The organism is Rhizobium sp. P2_G9 (genome assembly GCF_056403475.1).
On the sequence record NZ_JBFUFK010000014.1, the window covers coordinates 123,029 to 140,734 of the forward strand.

General features: G+C 59.7%; 18 protein-coding genes and 3 pseudogenes. 11 read left to right on the plus strand and 10 right to left on the minus strand.

All coding sequences use genetic code 11. The features are described 5' to 3' along the window. Positions 1-163: 163 nt before the first annotated feature. The 4 genes from AC1DYF_RS13870 to tnpA form a co-directional block, all read right to left on the minus strand. Positions 164-673 carry a hypothetical protein gene (locus tag AC1DYF_RS13870; protein WP_477877307.1) on the minus strand — a complete coding sequence of 170 codons (510 nt, stop codon included), beginning with the start codon at positions 671-673 and terminating at the stop codon, positions 164-166. 75 nt (positions 674-748) lie between these two features. Then, entirely contained in the window at positions 749-2,416 is a 1,668-nt protein-coding gene (gene tnpC, locus AC1DYF_RS13875; protein ID WP_477877308.1) for an IS66 family transposase, read from the minus strand. 45 nt (positions 2,417-2,461) lie between these two features. Continuing rightward, positions 2,462-2,815, minus strand: coding sequence for an IS66 family insertion sequence element accessory protein TnpB (gene tnpB, locus AC1DYF_RS13880; RefSeq protein ID WP_477877309.1), 354 nt, complete (start codon positions 2,813-2,815; stop codon positions 2,462-2,464). Further along, entirely contained in the window at positions 2,812-3,222 is a 411-nt protein-coding gene (gene tnpA / locus AC1DYF_RS13885; protein WP_477877310.1) for an IS66-like element accessory protein TnpA, read from the minus strand. The genes tnpB and tnpA overlap by 4 nt, the downstream gene beginning before the upstream one ends. 279 nt (positions 3,223-3,501) lie before the next feature. Between tnpA and istA the strand changes: the two genes are divergently transcribed. The 5 genes and pseudogenes from istA (at position 3,502) to AC1DYF_RS13910 (ending at position 9,004) form a co-directional block, all read left to right on the plus strand. Beyond that, entirely contained in the window at positions 3,502-5,037 is a 1,536-nt protein-coding gene (istA, locus tag AC1DYF_RS13890) for an IS21 family transposase (RefSeq protein ID WP_477877311.1), read from the plus strand. Positions 5,038-5,048: 11 nt separating this feature from the next. Next, positions 5,049-5,318, plus strand: a pseudogene (locus AC1DYF_RS13895) (ATP-binding protein); the annotation flags it as partial. Positions 5,319-5,326: 8 nt separating this feature from the next. Then, positions 5,327-6,382: an effector-associated domain EAD1-containing protein gene (locus AC1DYF_RS13900; protein ID WP_477877312.1), complete on the plus strand. Its 1,056-nt coding sequence runs from the start codon at positions 5,327-5,329 to the stop codon at positions 6,380-6,382. Between the two features lie 4 nt (positions 6,383-6,386). Next, positions 6,387-7,502, plus strand: coding sequence for a caspase family protein (locus AC1DYF_RS13905; RefSeq protein ID WP_477877313.1), 1,116 nt, complete (start codon positions 6,387-6,389; stop codon positions 7,500-7,502). 359 nt (positions 7,503-7,861) lie between these two features. Continuing rightward, positions 7,862-9,004 (plus strand): site-specific integrase, encoded by a 1,143-nt coding sequence (locus AC1DYF_RS13910; RefSeq protein WP_477877314.1) that lies wholly within the window; start codon positions 7,862-7,864, stop codon positions 9,002-9,004. A 242-nt stretch (positions 9,005-9,246) separates the two neighbouring features. On the opposite strand, the gene AC1DYF_RS13915 is transcribed toward AC1DYF_RS13910, so the two are convergent. Then, positions 9,247-10,809, minus strand: a complete 1,563-nt coding sequence (locus AC1DYF_RS13915) for a winged helix-turn-helix domain-containing tetratricopeptide repeat protein (RefSeq protein ID WP_477877315.1) — start codon at positions 10,807-10,809, stop codon at positions 9,247-9,249. A 108-nt stretch (positions 10,810-10,917) separates the two neighbouring features. Between AC1DYF_RS13915 and AC1DYF_RS13920 the strand changes: the two genes are divergently transcribed. Both AC1DYF_RS13920 and AC1DYF_RS13925 read left to right on the plus strand, forming a co-directional pair. Then, a complete protein-coding gene (locus AC1DYF_RS13920) occupies positions 10,918-11,379 on the plus strand; it encodes a cupin domain-containing protein (protein ID WP_477877316.1) in 462 nt (153 codons plus the stop codon). A 161-nt stretch (positions 11,380-11,540) separates the two neighbouring features. Next, positions 11,541-11,645, plus strand: a pseudogene (locus tag AC1DYF_RS13925) (IS6 family transposase); the annotation flags it as partial. A gap of 66 nt (positions 11,646-11,711) precedes the next feature. Here AC1DYF_RS13925 and AC1DYF_RS13930 read toward each other — a convergent pair. Together AC1DYF_RS13930 and AC1DYF_RS13935 are read right to left on the minus strand one after the other, a co-directional pair. Beyond that, entirely contained in the window at positions 11,712-12,140 is a 429-nt protein-coding gene (locus AC1DYF_RS13930; protein WP_477877400.1) for an HD domain-containing protein, read from the minus strand. Positions 12,141-12,145: 5 nt separating this feature from the next. Beyond that, positions 12,146-12,487 carry a DUF2934 domain-containing protein gene (locus AC1DYF_RS13935; protein WP_477877317.1) on the minus strand — a complete coding sequence of 114 codons (342 nt, stop codon included), beginning with the start codon at positions 12,485-12,487 and terminating at the stop codon, positions 12,146-12,148. A 478-nt stretch (positions 12,488-12,965) separates the two neighbouring features. Here AC1DYF_RS13935 and AC1DYF_RS13940 point away from each other — a divergent pair, with 478 nt between their 5' ends. Then, the gene (locus tag AC1DYF_RS13940; RefSeq protein ID WP_477877318.1) at positions 12,966-14,138 is read left to right on the plus strand and encodes a site-specific integrase; all 1,173 of its coding nucleotides are present in this window, start codon (positions 12,966-12,968) and stop codon (positions 14,136-14,138) included. 150 nt (positions 14,139-14,288) lie between these two features. Here the strand turns inward: AC1DYF_RS13940 and AC1DYF_RS13945 are convergent, their stop codons facing one another. Then, complete coding sequence (locus tag AC1DYF_RS13945; RefSeq protein WP_477877319.1) at positions 14,289-14,555, minus strand: hypothetical protein; 267 nt, start codon at positions 14,553-14,555, stop codon at positions 14,289-14,291. Between the two features lie 103 nt (positions 14,556-14,658). Then, a complete protein-coding gene (locus AC1DYF_RS13950) occupies positions 14,659-14,865 on the minus strand; it encodes a cold-shock protein (RefSeq protein ID WP_477877401.1) in 207 nt (68 codons plus the stop codon). Positions 14,866-15,437: 572 nt separating this feature from the next. Here AC1DYF_RS13950 and AC1DYF_RS13955 point away from each other — a divergent pair. Next, complete coding sequence (locus AC1DYF_RS13955) at positions 15,438-15,665, plus strand: hypothetical protein (protein ID WP_477877320.1); 228 nt, start codon at positions 15,438-15,440, stop codon at positions 15,663-15,665. Positions 15,666-15,729: 64 nt separating this feature from the next. Here AC1DYF_RS13955 and AC1DYF_RS13960 read toward each other — a convergent pair whose 3' ends face one another. After that, the gene (locus tag AC1DYF_RS13960; RefSeq protein ID WP_477877321.1) at positions 15,730-15,936 is read right to left on the minus strand and encodes a helix-turn-helix domain-containing protein; all 207 of its coding nucleotides are present in this window, start codon (positions 15,934-15,936) and stop codon (positions 15,730-15,732) included. Between the two features lie 273 nt (positions 15,937-16,209). Here AC1DYF_RS13960 and AC1DYF_RS13965 point away from each other — a divergent pair. Next, a pseudogene (locus AC1DYF_RS13965) lies at positions 16,210-16,348 on the plus strand (integrase); the annotation flags it as partial. A 633-nt stretch (positions 16,349-16,981) separates the two neighbouring features. Then, complete coding sequence (locus AC1DYF_RS13970; RefSeq protein WP_477877322.1) at positions 16,982-17,674, plus strand: hypothetical protein; 693 nt, start codon at positions 16,982-16,984, stop codon at positions 17,672-17,674. Positions 17,675-17,706: the final 32 nt, after the last annotated feature.

Genomic DNA, 17,706 nt, shown 5'->3' on the forward strand with positions numbered 1-17,706 from the left:
CGCATCAATCGCAACTTTCGAAAAGCGCCGGCTCAAAACTGCAGAAACTCTCCACTTGACGGGAGCAGAAGCTGAGACCCCGTCATTCGGCGTTAAGCGCAGATAGGAACCGAACGGGAAGCCCTGCAAATACTTGCCGGCGTCAGCGCAACCTCGTGGACCGTCAGGAGAGCGCGTTGCGAAGCGACCGAAGAAGCGCTTCGGCTTCATCGATTTTCTTCAAGAGCTCCTTGTCGCCTCTCAACGATTGCAAAGCGGTCCAAGGAAGAGTTTTCATCGATTCCATGATGCTATCCAAATCCCCCGGGAGTCCGCCTTTGGGTTTTTTCTCGGCCGGTGCAAGTCGCAGCATAGCAGTGTCGAGATCCCCGACCTCTGCAAGAAAGTTGGCTTTTGCCACAGGATCTGGCAAGATTGACCGTAGCTTCCTCAAGTCCTTGGAATTGGTGATGCGCTTTTGGTTGACCTTTTTGACGACGGCCTCGACCACACTGGGCGTCAACAACTTCTTGCTGACACCCATCAATTCTCGCGACCACGTTATCGCTGCGCTTGGGTCTCGCAAACTAATAAACTTCTCCGAGAGTTCAAAGATATCAACCAGTTTATCGAGTTCACGTACTGTAATGCCGAGGATATTCGCGGCGCTGGTTCGCCCCATGAGGTCGACCAACCGTATCCATACGGGCAAGGCCGCGGAATTGGATCGCGCGCAGGTGCTCGGGCTGATGTATGGTGAGGCTGTCGCTCAGGCGGCGAACCGAGAAGCCGGGTTCTCGGCCTGTCGTAGGCTTTTCCATTGCCAAGGCAGCAATTCGTGCAGGCGGGAGACGGGGAGATCGGCGATGCGGGCCAGCACGTCGGCGAGCCAGGCTTTCGGGTCGATGTCGTTGAGGCGGCAGGTCGTGATGACGGTGAGCATAACGGCGGCACGATCGGCCCCGCGCTGGGAACCGGCGAAGGTCCAATTTCGCCTTCCCAATGCGATACCTCTGAGCGCTCGCTCGGCGGCATTGTTGGTGAGACAAATCCGGCCATCGTCCAGAAAGCCGGCAAAGCCATCCCAGCGTTTGAGCATGTAATCGATCGGCTCGACCACCTCGGAGGCTCTGCTGAGCGTGGCGCGTTCGCGTTTGAGCCATTCGTGCATGTCGTCGAACAACGGCTTGCTGTTTTCCTGCCGCGCGGCCCGGCGTTCTTCGGCGCTCAATCCATTGATCTGCCTCTCGATCTCAAACAGCGCGTCGTAGCGTTGGACAGCCTCCAGGGCGATCGGTGAGATCGGCTTGCCTTTGCGTTTGTGATCGCGGGCATTTTTCTGGATATCGGCCAGTTCAAAGAATTTGCGCCGTGCATGCGCATGGCAAAAGGCAAAGGTGATCGGCACCGCTTTCTTCTCAGCAACACTGAGCGGCTCGAAACCATTGTAGCAATCGCTCTGCAGAATGCCGCCATACCCGGCCAGGTGCTGCTGCGGATGCTCGCCGCGCCGGTTGCTCGACGCATAATATATTGCTGCCGGCGGCGGCGCTCCCCCAAAGGGCCGGTCATCGCGCACGTAGGTCCATATTCGCCCGGTGGTGCATTTGTCTTTGGCCTGGATGGGAATGGTGGTGTCGTCGCCAAAAAGCCGCTCGGCCGCAAAGACATGCGCCTCGATCAGATGAAAGACTGGCATGAGGGCGGCAGTCCCAAACCCGACCTGGTCGGCCAGCGTCGAGGTCGAAAGCTCGATGCCCTCGCATTTGAACCTTGTGCTTTGGCGGTTGAGCGGACTGTGCATGCCGAACTTGTCGAACAGGATCGTCGCCAAAAGATGAGGGCCGATGAAGCCGCGCGGCGTGGCATAGTAGGGTGCAGGCGGCTGGCTGATCGCCTCGCAGTCACGGCAGGTGAACTTTTCCCGCACCGTCTCGATCACTTTGAACCGGCGCGGAATTTCCTCCAGCGTCTCGGTGACGTCCTCGCCCAGTTTCGACAGGCGCGATCCACCGCAGCATGCACAGGTAGCCGGGGGATCGATGATCACGCGCTCGCGCTCGATATCCTCCGGCCAGGGCTTTCGCACCGGCCGTTTGCGCGCAAACAAGCGCACGCTCGATGCCCTGGCGGCCGCCGCCTGAGCAGCAACCTCATCCTCCGTCGCCGCCATTACCAGCTCTTCGAACTGCAATTCCATCTGGTCGATCAGGCGCGCCGTGCGCTCGGAACGTTGGCCGCGCAGTTCGCGCTTGAGCTTTTCGATCGCCAGTTCCAGACTGGCGATCAGGGCCTCGCTGTCCGACAGCATGGCCTGTGCATTGGCGGCTTGCGCCACCGCAATGTCGCGCTCGGCGACGACGCTATCGCGCTCCGAAAGCAGCGCCAGATAGGCGTTCGCAAGGTCTTCGGGAAGTTCGGCAGGCTTTGTAGTCATCAAGCCATTCGATCAGATTCACTCAATATTTTCAATGCAATAATACTATCCGACCTTCGTCGGACGCCAGGTTTCCTGCGGGTTTCGCCAGTCGATCCCAGACAGCAAATAAGATAGCTGTGCAGGCGATATCGCCACCGCGCCACCTTCGGCGGAAGGCCAGACGAACCGGCCGCGGTCCAATTTTTTCGTGAACAGGCAACTGCCCTGGCCGTCACTCCAAATCACTTTTATAAGCGATCCGCTGCGCCCTCGAAAAACGAAAAGGTTTCCATCCAGCGGGTTCAGTTTCAATATCTCCTGCACCCGCAGCGCAAGCGATGGAAACCCACATCGCATGTCGGTATGACCCGTCGCAATCCACACCCGCACATTTTGACCGGATGGAAGCGAGATCATCGCAGCGTTTCCACCCCGCGCATGATCCGAAGCAGCGCATCGACATCAACGTCGCGATCCACAATCACCCGCCTGCCATTCGACGCAACAACCTCGATGCGACCTTCGTTTGATGATGAGCTTGCCTTGCCCGCCAACGGCTCCGTCGTGATAACCGCCGGGATAAATCCCTCAACTGCGTCGATCGTTTCCATGTCACCCAACTCGCCCGCACGGGCGAGCCTGCGCCATTCATAGAGCTGCGAACGGGAAATCCCATGCCGCCGCGCCGTCGACGTACACAATCCCGGCTCCAAAAGGCTCTCCGCGACAATCCGCAGCTTTGCCTCTTTGCTGAAACGGCGACGCCGACCAGTGTCGACAATCTCAAGCCGGTTTTCGTGATGACGGTGCGTAATGATGTCCATACCCACAGTCAGCTACGTTTCCGCACACTTCTCAAGGCGGCCTTGCCCGTAGGGGTACGACCAACCGGTAGGCAACCATCTCCTTTTCCTTGGCGTCCCACTCTTTGCGTGCGGATTCCGAGATGGAACCGGACGGGATTCCGATCAAATACCGGACACCGTTCCAATATGAAGCCGGACAGCATTCCGATTAATTGCCGGACAGAATTTATGGAATGACGGTGCCTTTGGGTCAGCAACCTCGGCATGACGCTCTTTGTGATCAACAGGGAGACGTTCATGCCGGCCAAGAGAAAGCTGACCATGCGACACATCAGACAAATGCTTCGACTGACGGCGGACGGCGTGAGCGTCCGCGATATAGCGGTGATGCTGGGGATTGCCCGCAGCACGGTGCAGGACAATCTGGATCGGGCGAAAGCGGCGGGCTTGACCTGGCCTGTGCCCGGTGATCTCACCGACGACGTTCTGGAGGGCAAGCTTTTCGCGCGCGCCGGCACCAAGCAGGGAATGCGTCGGCGGGTAGAGCCGGATTGGGCGGCTCTCGCCATCGAGCTGAAGAAGCCGGGCGTGACGCTGCTTATCCTGTGGGAGGAATATCGTGCTTCTCATCCGGACGGCTATGGCTACAGCCGGTTCTGCGATCTGTTTCGCGGCTTCGAACAGCGGCTTTCGCCGACGATGCGCCAGGAGCATATAGCCGGCGACAAGGTCTTCGTGGACTATTCCGGCAAGAAGGTTCCGATCGTCGATCGCAAGACCGGGGAGATTCGCGAGGCGGAGCTGTTCGTCGGGGTTCTCGGCGCGTCGAGCTTCACGTTCGCCGAAGCCACATGGACCCAGACCTTGCCGGACTGGATCAGTTCGCATGTGCGGATGTTCAGCTTCTTTGGCGGCGTTCCGCGCCTGATCGTGCCCGACAATCTGAAGTCGGGCGTCAGCCGGGCAAGCTTCTACGATCCCGAGATCAACCGCAGCTATGGAATGATGGCATCGCATTACGGCGTCGGCATCCTTCCGGCCCGGCCGCGCCGTCCCAAGGACAAAGCCAAGGTCGAGAACGGCGTGCGTTTCGCCCAGAGCTGCATTCTCGGCCGCTTTCGCAAGCAGACCTTCTTCTCGCTCGCTGAAGCCAATGCTGCGATCGCTGAAGCGGTCGAGCGCATCAACAATCATGTCATGCGACGGCTGGGTGTCACCCGCCGGCACCTCTTCGAGACGATGGAACGTCCCGCGCTGGCAAGCCTTCCGGCGCAAGACTATGAGTTTGCCGAATGGCGCTTTGCGCGCGTGTCGACAGACTATCACATCGAGTTCGAGCGCTATTTCTATTCCGTGCCTCACAATCTCATCCGTCAGCAGGTGGATGTCAGGGCGACAAGCCGCACGATCGAGGTGTTCTCGAGAGGGCAGCGGGTTGCTGCGCACCAGCGCCGTTATGGCGGATCGCGCTTCGGAACCGATCCCGATCATATGCCAAGCTCCCACCGCCGCTATGCCGAGTGGACGCCGGAGCGGTTCCGGCGCTGGGGTGCATCGATCGGACCGCAGACCGCAGGGCTGATCGTCGCCATCCTGTCCAGCCGTCCGCATCCGGAACAGGGCTTTAGAACATGCCTGGGCGTGTTGAAGCTTTATCGCGCCATCAGTTCTACTCAGGCCGAAGCGGTCTCGGCCCGTGCCGTCGAGATCGGCGGCCTGACCTGCAAGAGCATCGCCTCCCTCATCGCCACCTACAAAGCCGCCAAGCCTTCAGCCGAACCGGCCGCGGTCGTCGAACACGCCAATCTGCGCGGCCCCGGCTACTTTCATTAAGGAGACAAGAAATGCTGACCAACCCCACCATCGACATGCTGCGCGCACTCGGCCTTTCCGGCATGGCCAACGCCTACCAGGAGCTTGAGATGCAACCGGAGGCAAGAAGCCTTCAACATTCGGAATGGCTTGCTTTGCTTCTCGAACGTGAGGCAACGGCACGCCGGCAGAAACGCTTCGAGGCCAGAGCGCGGGCGGCAAAGCTGCGCCATGATGCCCAGATCGAAGATGCCGACTTCCGCACCGTTCGCGGATTGGATCGCAACCTCTTCATGAAGCTAGAGCAGCCTTGAACCATGCCGCACCGCAACAAACAATCGAAATCGCGCTCGACAGTGCCGACATCCGTCTATTGATGATAGCGGCGGAGCAAGCGGCAAGCCAGCCCAAGCTTCTTCACGCAATTGACGTGACGTCGCTGGCTGGACAGGAACTATGGGCGCACGCGATTGCTCTCGACGCCAAGGCTTGGCAGGGTCCGTCCGACCCGCAGGGAGCGCTGATCGCCACGTTGCAAAATTTGCTCGACGGCAAGCCGGTCAGCGCGAAACTCATAGCCGCGCTTTCCACGACGCCACTTGCCGATCTCACTGCTTATCCGCGCCGCTCGGAGGTCTGGCCGCACCTTGCCGCTGACGTCCGAGACAAACTTTTGAATGCCACGGCTGCGGGCTGGATCGAACAGGCGACCACACGTGAAATCCCCTTCACACCCGAGCCAACGCTCGAAGCTGCGATACTTGCTGGAGATCGGCTGGACCGGGCGCTGCGGACCATCGCGACATCGGGCACGCGGGCTGTTTTTTCGATCGTCAGTGCTTTGCCGCTCTTTGACGAGCACCGTTTCCTTCGCTGGCTAAATGAGCCCTCAATGGCTCGCCACCAGTTGAGCCCGGCAGACGCGGAAACCCTTGGCAGGCTTGTTTTGAACCGGCGCTGGCGGCATGTTATCGACAGCTTGGTAGATTTCGCGCGCGCTGGACGAACGGATCTCAGACCTGCTCTTCGCATCTGCCATGAAATGGTCGGTGTCTTCACGCGCTGGTCGCTCAACCTATCGGCGGTTACATTCGATGAGAAATGGGTAGTCTTCGAGGAACTTGCGGTCGACCTTTACCCGACTGGGCCTGACGATAACGAACTCTGGGATCGGGCCGGCGGCAAAAACTGGGACTTGCAAACATTCGGTAGCGGTCGGTCCCGATGGCACGACGCGATCACTCAAATCCGCCGCGGAAAAGGGCCCCGATCCAGCCGTTTGCTTAGCGAAATGAGACGCGATTTTCCGTTAAACGACCAAGTTCGCTATCTAGCGAACGATTCCGACCTCGGCGGCTACCGATAGATGGATGCAGGTGATCATGAGCGAGGCAAACGACGACACTAAACAAGTTGAATTCATTGAGGGGCACGCGTTGCTCATCGCGATCGCAGGGTATACAAAAGTGCGAGCCCTGCCGTCGGCGGTGATCAATGATGGGCGCGAGATTAAGGCCGTGCTCACATCCCCGACACATTGCGGCTACGACCCGCAAAACGTGACACTAGTGCAAGACGAAGAAGCGACGCTCGATAGGATGCGGCACGAACTTGAGACACTTGCCGATCGCACCAAACCAACCGATACAGCGGTGATCTTCTTCTCGGGACACGGCGTACGCATCGGCGATCCGGCAAACCCGGGAAGCGCATTGGTGCCCGTGGATTGCGATCCGGCGAATCTCTTCGCCACCGTCCTACACGAAGCCGAGTTTTCTTCGACGCTTGCGCGCATAACGGCGAGACGGCTGGTGGTTTTCATCGACGCCTGTCATGGAGCAGCGGCCGGCACCTTCAAGGGAGGCGATGAGCTCGCCGATCTGGGTTTCAACGAGAAATCGTTAAGCCGATTGGCGCAAGGGAGCGGTCGCGTGCTGATCGCGTCGTCGCGAGGGTCGGAGACATCGCTGATTTTCAACGGCGCCGCCAATAGTCTCTTTACCGAGCACCTGCTCGGCGCGTTGCGTGGTGCGGCGCACAGCCATGGAGATGGGTTCATCCGGATCTTCGAGGTTTTCAATCATGTCGCAGAAAAGGTCCGCGCTGCCGCGCCGGGTCGTCAGCATCCGGTCTTCAAAGCCAGCGATTTAGAGGACAATTTCCCCTTTGCTCTCGATCGAGGTGGTGTTAAGAGCATCGCGTCTCCTATGATGGCAGAGCTTCACGAAACTTGGCGGCAGTTCGAGGAAATCCTGGCCGATCTCTATCCGGCCGGCCCCTTGGATCAGGAAATCTGGGCGCGCGCGGGGGGCGATGTTTCCCGACTCCGGCTTTCCGCAACAGGCCGCGCAAGTTGGTTTGCGGCGCTCCGGACGATGCGGCAAGGCGGTGGCGGTCCGAACATAACGCGAAGATCACTCCTCGAAACGGCTCTCGAGGATTTCCCTCACCATAGAGAACTCGCACACCTATTGCGGGAGAATTGATGGCGGCGACAACGCATTCATGCGATGTATGTCGACAAACGCGACGGACATATAGATGAGGCTTTTTACAACAAGACACGGCCGCTCCGTGGGAAGGAGATCACCAGGCAATATCAGGGCGGTGGATGGCTGCGTTGGATTCGCTGAGTTCGCGGCCGCGCGACAGTGCTCCGGCTGGGAAGCGCGGTGACCAGCTTACGGTATTTTGATTGCCAGGAGCGAGCAAATCGACACGACTGAACATTGAGTAAGCGTGCACCTTATGCCGGCTTTTGGTTACCAAACCGCACCGCTCGTCGCCGATATAAAACGACCGATAAGATTGCATTATCGGACGTTTTTGTCTCTTTATATAAAGGATGGCCCAAATCATCGACCGGAACAGCGAAAATTACCCTCAGGAGAACTCAGCGCCGTCTGACGGCACGGCGCATTCTGGTGATGTTTCCGTGCCGCGGTCGTCGGCCGGGAACAGCGGTCTCCCCTCCCCCCTGCCAGAGGCGGGCGCCGGCCTGACGGCACACCTGGAACAGCTCGCCGACCGGGCTCGCGGCTATGTCGAAGCCGCCAGCTCCACCAATACCCGGCGCGCCTACGCCGCTGACTGGAAACACTTTGCTGCCTGGTGCCGACGCCAGAATGTTTCGCTCCTGCCCCCGGATCCGCAGGTCGTGGGCCTCTACATCACCGCCTGCGCGTCAGGGACCGCCGAACGCGGCATGAAAGCGAACACGGTTTCGACGATCGAACGGCGCCTGTCCTCCATCAGCTGGAATTGTTCGCAGCGCGGCACTCCGCTCGATCGCAAAGACCGCGCCATTGCCACCGTGATGGCCGGCATTCGCAACACCCATGCGTCCCCTCCCCGGCAGAAGGAAGCTATTTTGCCGGAAGATTTGATCGCCATGCTGGAGACGCTGGACAGGGGAACCCTGCGCGGCTTGCGCGACCGGGCGATGCTGCTGATCGGCTTTGCCGGCGGCCTGCGTCGCTCCGAAATCGTCGGCCTCGACCTTGGCCGCGACCAGACGGAAGATGGTCGCGGCTGGATCGAGATTTTCGACAAGGGCATGCTCGTCGCCCTTCGCGGCAAGACCGGCTGGCGCGAGGTCGAGGTCGGCCGCGGCTCTTCCGACGCCACCTGCCCGGTCATCGCCGTCGAGACCTGGATCAAGTTCGCAAAGCTGGCCAAAGGTCCCCTCTTCCGCCGGGTCACCGGCAAGGGCAAGGACGTTGGACCGGATCGCCTCAACGACAGGCAAGTCGCCCGCCTCGTCAAGGCAGCGGCGCTTGCCGCCGGTGTTCGCGGTGACCTCAGCGAAGGGGAGCGGGCGGCGAAATTCTCCGGCCATTCGCTGCGCGCCGGCCTGGCCTCCTCGGCCGAGGTCGACGAGCGCTACGTCCAGAAGCAGCTCGGTCATGCCAGCGCCGAAATGACCCGCAAGTATCAGCGGCGGCGGGACCGCTTCCGTGTCAATCTGACCAAGGCATCGGGACTTTGAAGGGCACCCTACCTACCCTGCGTGAAGCCGATAGGTCAAAAAAGAGGCTGGGATTTCAGCTTACGGCTTCAATTGAAATCGGGAGGTAAAAGCCAAACCTTGGTTGCGCTGTAGATGGCCCTCTGCGGACCGGGTTGGAAGGCCGCGACCGATGCGATCAGCAGGACTTTTCCCCGGCAGCGATCTGAATAGGCAACCGTATTATCTTCGCTTCGGACGATAGAGCCGACAGCAACGTCACACTACTCCGGGAGCCCCGCGGTCCGAAGTGCATCGCCAAGGGTTGCCGCAAGCGCCGGGGCACAATTCACGCCCGCGAACTGGCGGCTATAGTGGAACGTGGGATGCAGTTCGAGCACCCTCGCGGCGGCGGCCCTCGCCTCTTCCAGCCGTCCGAGTTTGGCAAGCGCAGCGGCCAGTTGCACATAAGTGATGCTGTGCGTGGGATTGGCCTGAACTGACTTGTAGGCCGCACAACAGGATTCGTCATACCGGCCGCGGAGCAGATGGCTCATCGCCTGCGCATCAAAGGCGGCGAAAGCCCATGGGTCGAACGGGCTGAGCCGCATGCCGCGCTCGCTCCATTCGATGGCCCCTTCGGCGTCTCCGCCCCACCCGAGGATGACGCTGCCAAGGATGTAGGTCAACGCTGACGACGGACTGATGGCGAGCGCGGCTTCCAGCGCGGTGAAAGCAGCGCTGCGGTCGTGCCCATCCATGCCAATGGAAAACCCCGCAAGAGTCAGCGCGGTCGCATCGTCGTGCCCGTGGAGAATCGCGGAATAGGCGTGGCGGATCGAAGCGGCGCGGTTGGTTTCCTGCAAGCCGGCGCGGAGGAAGAGGCAATGGTGGCACATCGCCGCGTTGCCGTACGCCAATGCGTAGGCAGGATCGAGTTCGATCGCACGTTCGAGCAACACAAGCGCTCGCGTGACCAGCTCCGGCATGCCGGAATCGACGTCGAGCTGGGCCCGGAGCACGAGATCATAGGCATCGAGACTGTCGGGACGTTTTCGTCTGACACGCTCGATTTCCGCTTTCCGCACGCTCGGCGCAATCGCGCCCACCGCTGAGAGCGCGATCTCGTCTTGAAGCGCGAAAATGTCCTCAGAGCTGCGATCGTAGCGCTCAGCCCATATATGCGCGCCGGTTGATGCATCGATCATCTGCGCTGTCACGCGCACGCTACTACCGGCCTTGCGCACGCTGCCTTCGAGAACATAGCGCACGCCAAGCTCTCGGCCGACCTGCTTCACGTCTATGGCGCGGCCCTTATAGGTGAAAGTCGAGTTTCTCGCGATGACGAAAAGCCAGTTGATGCGCGCCAACCCGGTGATGATGTCGTCGACCATCCCATCGGCGAAGTACTCTTGTTCCGGGTCGCTGCTCAAGTTCGAGAACGGCAGAACGGCGACGGAGGGTTTTTCGGGCAATGTCGGCGCCGATGCGGCGCCGGCGGTAGCAGGTGCATCGCGAACATTTGTGACAACGGCCGGTCCGATATACCGATAGCCGCGCCGCGGCATCGTTTCGATCCAACGCTCGGCGTCCACCGCCTCCGCCAGCGCCCGGCGCAAGGCTGCGATCTGAACCGTCAGATTGTTGTCGGCAACCGCCAATCCGCCCCAGCCGGCGTCGACCAGCGCGTCTTTTGACACGGGTGCCCCCGCGTTTTCGAGCAGCCGGCGCAGCAGCGCGACGGCGCGCCCCCCAAGCATGGTAGGCTCGGCCCCTCGGTATAAGATGCCCGCCGCCGGGTCGAGGCGGAACGGGCCGAACTGGTAGACGTCGCCCCTGATTGTCATTCAACGCTTTTAGCAGATTTTTAGGAACGGATTCACGACTTTCCCGCACGGAGCGCCGATCTTACATACGTGTTTGCAGAAGCAAGCACGTGGTCAATGGAGGATCCCATGAGCGCCGATGCCGTCACTCGCATGCCCGACGAGACGAGGGGGGTAATGCTGCGTGGTCATCCTATGGTCTTCCTCGTCACCGGCGAGCATACCAAGCACACGAGCATGTTTGACTGGACGATCCCGGCCGGCTTCGCCACCGGACGGCATGTTCACCGGGTGCAGGAGGAGACCTTCTACCTGCTCGACGGTGAGTGTGTGTGGCATGTCGGCGAAAAGACGATTCGTGCAACGCCGGGAACCTATCTGTTCATCCCGCCGGGTGTGGCGCACAACATCACAAATGTCAGCGAGAAACCGGCCCGCGTGTTGATGACAGTCTCTCCGCCCGGCCATGAGCACTATTTCGAAGAGCTCGCGAAACTTGCCGCGCAGGGTGCGCCGGATCCAAAGGCGCTTGCCGATCTGCGAAACCGCTATGACACGGATCAGCTATCGACTTTGACAACAGGACCCTGAGATCGATCAGGGTTGCAGCCGCTTTAGCCGGAGCCTTTAAACCATCAGCTGAGGGCCCTCATCCGCGTCGAGAAGGCTTCAACGGCCGGTGCCCGGGGACTATGGGCCACGGGGCATCGTCAATTTAACGAAGCGTGGATGACGCTGTGAGATGACAGGCCATGACAGACCGTGATCCGCTCTATCGCCGCCATCGCTTTCCTGCTGAGGTCATCGCTCACGCTGTGTGGTTCTATTTCCGCTTTCCCCTCAGCCCGCGGAGCGTCGGCGGGACCGGTTTCGGGTGAATCTCACCAGGGCATCCGGACTTTGAAAAGCCCGCCCCTGCTTGGCTAAACGTCCTCACGTCTGTTCTTGCGATCGCGCAAAACGTCGAGGCCACGCCGAAACTTCTCCACGTCGCCCCCGGTTTGATCAGCCTGCCACAGATTGTCCTCTAGGTCGGCCTGTTTGACGGGAAAAGCTAAAGGATTGGCCGCCGCGCGCCTGACAAACTCGTCGTCGGACTCCCCTGACCGGCGTGTCAAAGCAGCCACGGCAGATATGATCGGCGACGGAAAGCCTTCTTCCTTTAGCCGGTCGAGCGTCCATCCCCTTCCTTTTTCGACGATATCATGGAGATAGGCGGTCATTCGTGCCTCGTCACCGGAGACGAGAAGGGCGACCCTCTGGCAATGCTCGAAGTAGGGCCGACCGACCTTGTCTGTCTGGCCCTCATGCGCCTCGAGAGCGATCTGGATGGCATGATCGAGATGTTGCATGGTGGTCACGGCCCTCCGGTCTTCTTGAACTTCTGCCGCGATGGCTTTTCGCCCGTCGTTCCGTCTGGCGCAGCCGGCTTGGTGGATGGCACGCTCTTCTGGCTCTTCTTGGCACGGGGAGATTTTCCGCTGCCCCGATCGATGTCACCACTCTCGCCCGCGCCCTGAAGCAGCGCCGCATCGTCTCGATCGTCCCGCAGATCCTGCGGAATCTCATGCTCATCTTCGCTGCCCAGCTCGTCGCAGGCCTCTTGCCAATTGCGCAGTGCTGCACCCTCCGGGCACCCCTCGCTCTCCCAGATTTCGTACGCGCGACGTCGGATCCGCTCCTTCTTGTCAGAGATCATGATGCTTTCCTCCGAAGCAGGTGGGCACGCTCTGAAAAGATGTAGAGAGAATTGCGGTCGCGTCGATGCCATCAGCCAGCAAATCGCCGCCCGATGGCATTGATTGAACACACCAGCCCCGGCAGTCGTGAAACGCTAAAGTCAAAAATAGTCGCTACATTTTTAGCTTATGGCTTCAATTGAAATCCAGAAGTAAAAGCCACAGCGCCAGCGCCGACCCGGCGTCCGAAATCGGCCGCAGCAGGCTTGAGATGGGCAATTTCGACAAATCGTAAGACATTGAATTCATGGTAAATGATTTGCTAAACGAATGCTATCTCATAGTTAGAGTTCATTACATGCTGCTTTGTCGAAACGATGTCTAACCATCGATAATATTCATGTATCGATAGTGATGGATTTTGGCACTCAGAAGCGCTAGAATCAGGCAAATCACGGCCGCGTCGACCGGTCTGACGCTGGATTTCCGACCTTTCCGATGCCAAAACGTCCCCTCCCGCCGGCTCCCTCCGACGCCGCGCTCAAGCGGTCGGAACAGCTCGACGCTCTGGACGCGATCCTGCCCTTTGATCGTCGCGACCAGCTCGCCGCCATTCTGACCGACGACGATGTCGAGACCCTCAAGCACCTCGCATCTGAAGGCATGGGCCAGAACACGATGCGCGCCTTCGCCTCCGACCTCGCCTATCTCGAGGGCTGGTGTCTGCTCGCCACGGGTAACCCCCTGCCCTGGCCCGCGCCCGAGAGCCTGCTGCTCAAGTTCGTAGCCCATCATCTTTGGGATCCCGCGCGGCGCGCCGAGGATCCGGGCCATGGCATGCCTGCCGATGTCGAGGAAGGGCTTCGTGCCCAAGGCTTGCTCAAATCCCTCGGCCCGCATGCGCCAGGGACCGTGCGTCGGCGCCTGACCTCCTGGTCGATCCTGACCCGCTGGCGCGGGCTCGAAGGAAATTTCTCGGAGCCGTCACTCCAGAGTGCGCTCCGCCTGGCGGTCCGCGCCGCGGCCCGGCCGCGCCAACGCAAGAGCAAGAAGGCCGTGACCGGGGACGTATTGTCTCAGTTGCTTGTTGCCTGCAGTGGTGAGCGTCAGGTCGATCTCCGCGACGGCGCTTTGCTGCTCGTCGCCTTCGCCTCGGGCGGCCGCCGCCGTTCAGAGGTGGCAGCACTTCGGGTTGAGGACCTGCATGACGAGGATCCCGTACCCTTTGATCCCAAGGATCCAACCTCGACCCTCCTGCCCTGTCTGACGATCCATCTCGGCCGCACCAAGACGACCGATGCCGGCGATGATACCTCTGTCGTCCTGCTCGGCCGGCCGGTCCTGGCTCTCAAAAAATGGCTTACGGCCGCCAGCATCCAGGCCGGGCCCATCTTTCGCAAGATTGATCAATGGGGCAACATCGACCGGCGGGCGATCACGCCACAGACCGTCAATCTCGTGGTCAAGACGCGCGCGAAACAAGCGGGGCTCGATCCGGCGATGTTCTCGGCACATGGACTGCGATCGGGCTATCTCACCGAAGCCGCCAATCGCGGCGTTCCTCTTCCCGAGGCGATGCAACAATCACTGCATAAGTCGATCACCCAGGCTGCCGGCTACTATAACGACAGCGAGCGAAAGATGGGGCGGGCGGCGCGCCTGATCACATAGAGTTCGTTCATCACCAGGAAAGCACGACGCGTTGGCTTGAGGCGCACTCCCCTCAGTCACTCAAATGGGTTGGAACCGGCCGCCAACCACGCTGACTAGTCAAATCCTTGGCGAACTCATCCGCATCGCGGCGCGCCCACGGCGGTGGCGTCAATTCGGCAGAATGATCGTTTGGGCGTTATCGTTGGCGGGGTTAAGGAGCTTGTATCCGTCGGCGGTGAGATAGACCTGATCGCCCGCTGCGTGAATCCATCCATTTGAGCTGGCATGGATGATGGCATTTTCCAGCTCGTCCAACTCCACGCCCTGGGCAAAGGCGTATTCCGCCAGGTCGTCGACGCTGACGCGGTCTCCAACCTCCATGTCCAGGCGCTGCATACATTCCAGGACCAGGTGGCCGTGTTGGTTGGTTTCCACAATCGACTCCGGCTTGATGATTCTTAGTCTCTGGGATGGCGCGCACGCCACGAAACAGGCCAAGCTCTCCCGACCTGTTCCCCTCCGGCATCGCAATCGAGGCTTAAGCCTGCAGGTTGTCAGCCGATATCTTGCCGCTACGACGATCCTTGACCAATTCATAGCTGATCTTCTGGCCGTCGTTGAGACCGCGCAGTCCAGCCCGCTCGACGGCGGAGATGTGGACAAAGACGTCGGCGCTCCCATCATCCGGCTGGATGAAACCAAAGCCTTTTGTTGCGTTGAACCATTTGACGGTACCAGTGGCCATCTTTTCTCTTCCCAAAAATTTGCACGAGCCGGCGGCGGGCGATTTGAACGCCGGCACCATGCTGGCTTTTCTCGCGCGATGCAAGCCAGGAAGATCGAAGGCATCCAACGGCATGGCGCTACGCTTCGCGTCACCAAACGAGATGCTCTGTTCGTGGAAGAACCGGGTCGGCCGACCAAAGCGGGGCTTCGCTGCGGCTGGAAATTCGGTGCGGCGGTCAATTGACTCGTATGTGTTGGTTTGCTTGAATGCCAATCTCGGAGGGCGGTCATGGCTTATGATTGGGACGGTCGGCGGACACGCCGAATTCGGTTGTTGCGGCTCGCGACGGCCATTGTGTTCGGCTTGGTGGTGCCGGTCGCCGTTGCGGCCTGGCCGCATATCAGCTGAGCTATTTCAGGCCGGCCATTACTTGCCCTCGCCGCCAAGGCCAGGATTAATCCTCCGGTCCGTTGGCTAAACGACCCGACAGCGTCAGACAGACTCGTTGCCGTTGACTTCTCGGAAGAAGCGCGTACGCAAAACTCAACGCGCATCTGATCGATACCTCCCGAACTGAGAAGAAATCGTAAATGACCGACGAGCCCGTGACCGAAACAATGGCCATCGAAAACCGCAGCGACTTTGCGCAATGGGCGATCGAGCGCGCGCGGGCCATCGTCGCCGACCAGGGTGGCGATCTGGCACTTGCTGCACGCGACATGTCCGATGACAAGATCGCCGACGCCGGCAACGCCCTAGGCCAAGCGATCGTCGATGCGCTGTTGGAAGTGTTCGACGGGCTACTGTCGGACGCCTGATTTTGTCGCCGAGACGACTTCGTGAAACAACGGTCGTCGCTGTGACTTGTTGGTCGGCACCGGCTCACCACCTGAACATGGTCGTTCGGTAAGCTGCCACTTCGGCAGGCTTGATTTCGTCACCAGCCGCTCCCGCAGAGAGAGCTCGCAGAACCGCTTCAGGCTCGCGCGCCATGATCCGCAGTAAGGTCCGAGCAGCACCGGAGGGTTGGCGTTTGCCCTGCTCCCATTTCTTGTATCCAGACAGGCTCGTGCGCAAGATAGCGGCCATTTCATCCTGCGTCAGATTGAGCTTTGGCGAATCGCATTCGCATCAACCGACACGCTCTATAAGCATGTCGCCACCATCGACGTGTTGAGAACACATGTCGATAAATGAGGAAAACATCGGCATGTCATTCAGGCCTGACCGCCCTACAACGAGCTGCGTCCCCTGGGGGGCTACGCCCCTCGCCTCTCTGCGGCATGAAACTGTTAGGTCAAAATCGCGACAGGAATTTCAGTTTAGCTCTTCAATTAAGGCTGCGAAATGAACGCCACACGCGCGCTGGGCGCCAGTCTCGTTTTCTCCGCTAAAGTCGATGCGCGTTATGTGCAGACATGCAAGCGCGGAAATGACCCGCAAATATCCCTGGCAGCGCGACCGCTTCCGCATCAAAGTCACCAAAGCGTCTCGGCTTTAAGATGCTCCCAAGGCGAGCCGTTAAAAACAATCGGCGAAAATTCAGCTTACCGCTCCAACTGAGATCACGGAGAACAGACGGGGCAGCGGCGAGCGCCCATCATTGGGAAGATCGCCGCGATCACTTCGTAACCCTCGACGCAGAACACCGGACGAAAACTCCTGCCGCCCGGATGATCTGGACTTGACCTGTGATTTTGACACGCCCCTATATGCTCTCTAGTGCCGGCAATTTGGCCCAGGAGGGCTTCGCCGTTGAGTGTCCACGACGTTTTGAAAGCTACGAAAATTGACGACGCATTTTCGAAAAGCGACAGTGATGCAATCCGTGGCGTCATCAAGCAGGCCTACAAGGAATCGTCTGTCGCGCGACAGATGTTCGAGCATTGGGTCATGGACGAAAAACACGTCATCAAGTTCAATTACGTTGAAGGTGATTTCGAAGCGTTGCTCAACAAAGGCATCGCCGGCCGGCGACAACCAGCTCTTTGCCAACACAATCTACAAGCAGGCCGGCTACACTCAGGAGCTTTCCTATATGGCTTAGGACGCCCACGGACAGATTATCGAGCGGGGCGTGCATTATACAGACGGCGCCAAGATCGACAGCGCCTGGGTCAAGAAATATCCGGATTTGCCCAACAATTACGACACCACCCATCGCGGCACATTCACCAAGCCATATCGAGACCTCGTTATCGGAAGCGCCGACGAAAACGTGCTCAAGACCGGTGGCGGCGGTGACTATCTCTACGGCCTGGCGGGCGATGACAAACTGGTCGGCGGAACAGGCGGCGATCGACTAAACGGCGGGGCCGGACACGACGAGTTGATCGGGGGCGCAGGTCTCGATTATGCAAGTTACAAACTCGCCACCAAGGGCGTGACCGCCGATATTTCCGATGCGTCGCAAAATACCCACGACGCCGCAGGCGACGTCTTCAAGTCGATAGAAGGATTGACCGGTTCCGGCTTCGCAGACAGGCTGCGAGGCGACGACCAACACAACATGATCGAGGGGCGCGGCGGAAGAGATCGCTTGGAAGGGTTTGGGGGCAACGATGTTCTCGATGGCGGCGAGGGCGTGGACCATGCCTATTACCAGTCCCAATTTGCTTCATACCATTTCGACAAATCCGCAGGTACAATCTCCAGCAAGGCCGAGGGCACAGACCACCTCATCAATGTCGAGTTCGCAGTCTTTTCTGATGGCACACTCAACCTTGTTACCGGAAAATTCGAAAGCAACGCTGCGGAAGAGCACATGCATGCAGAAAGGCTCACAGAAGCATTGGATCTCACGAGTAGAGCGGACTATCTAGTCTGATGCTCGTGCCAGCCTTGGGGATTCGTCCAGCA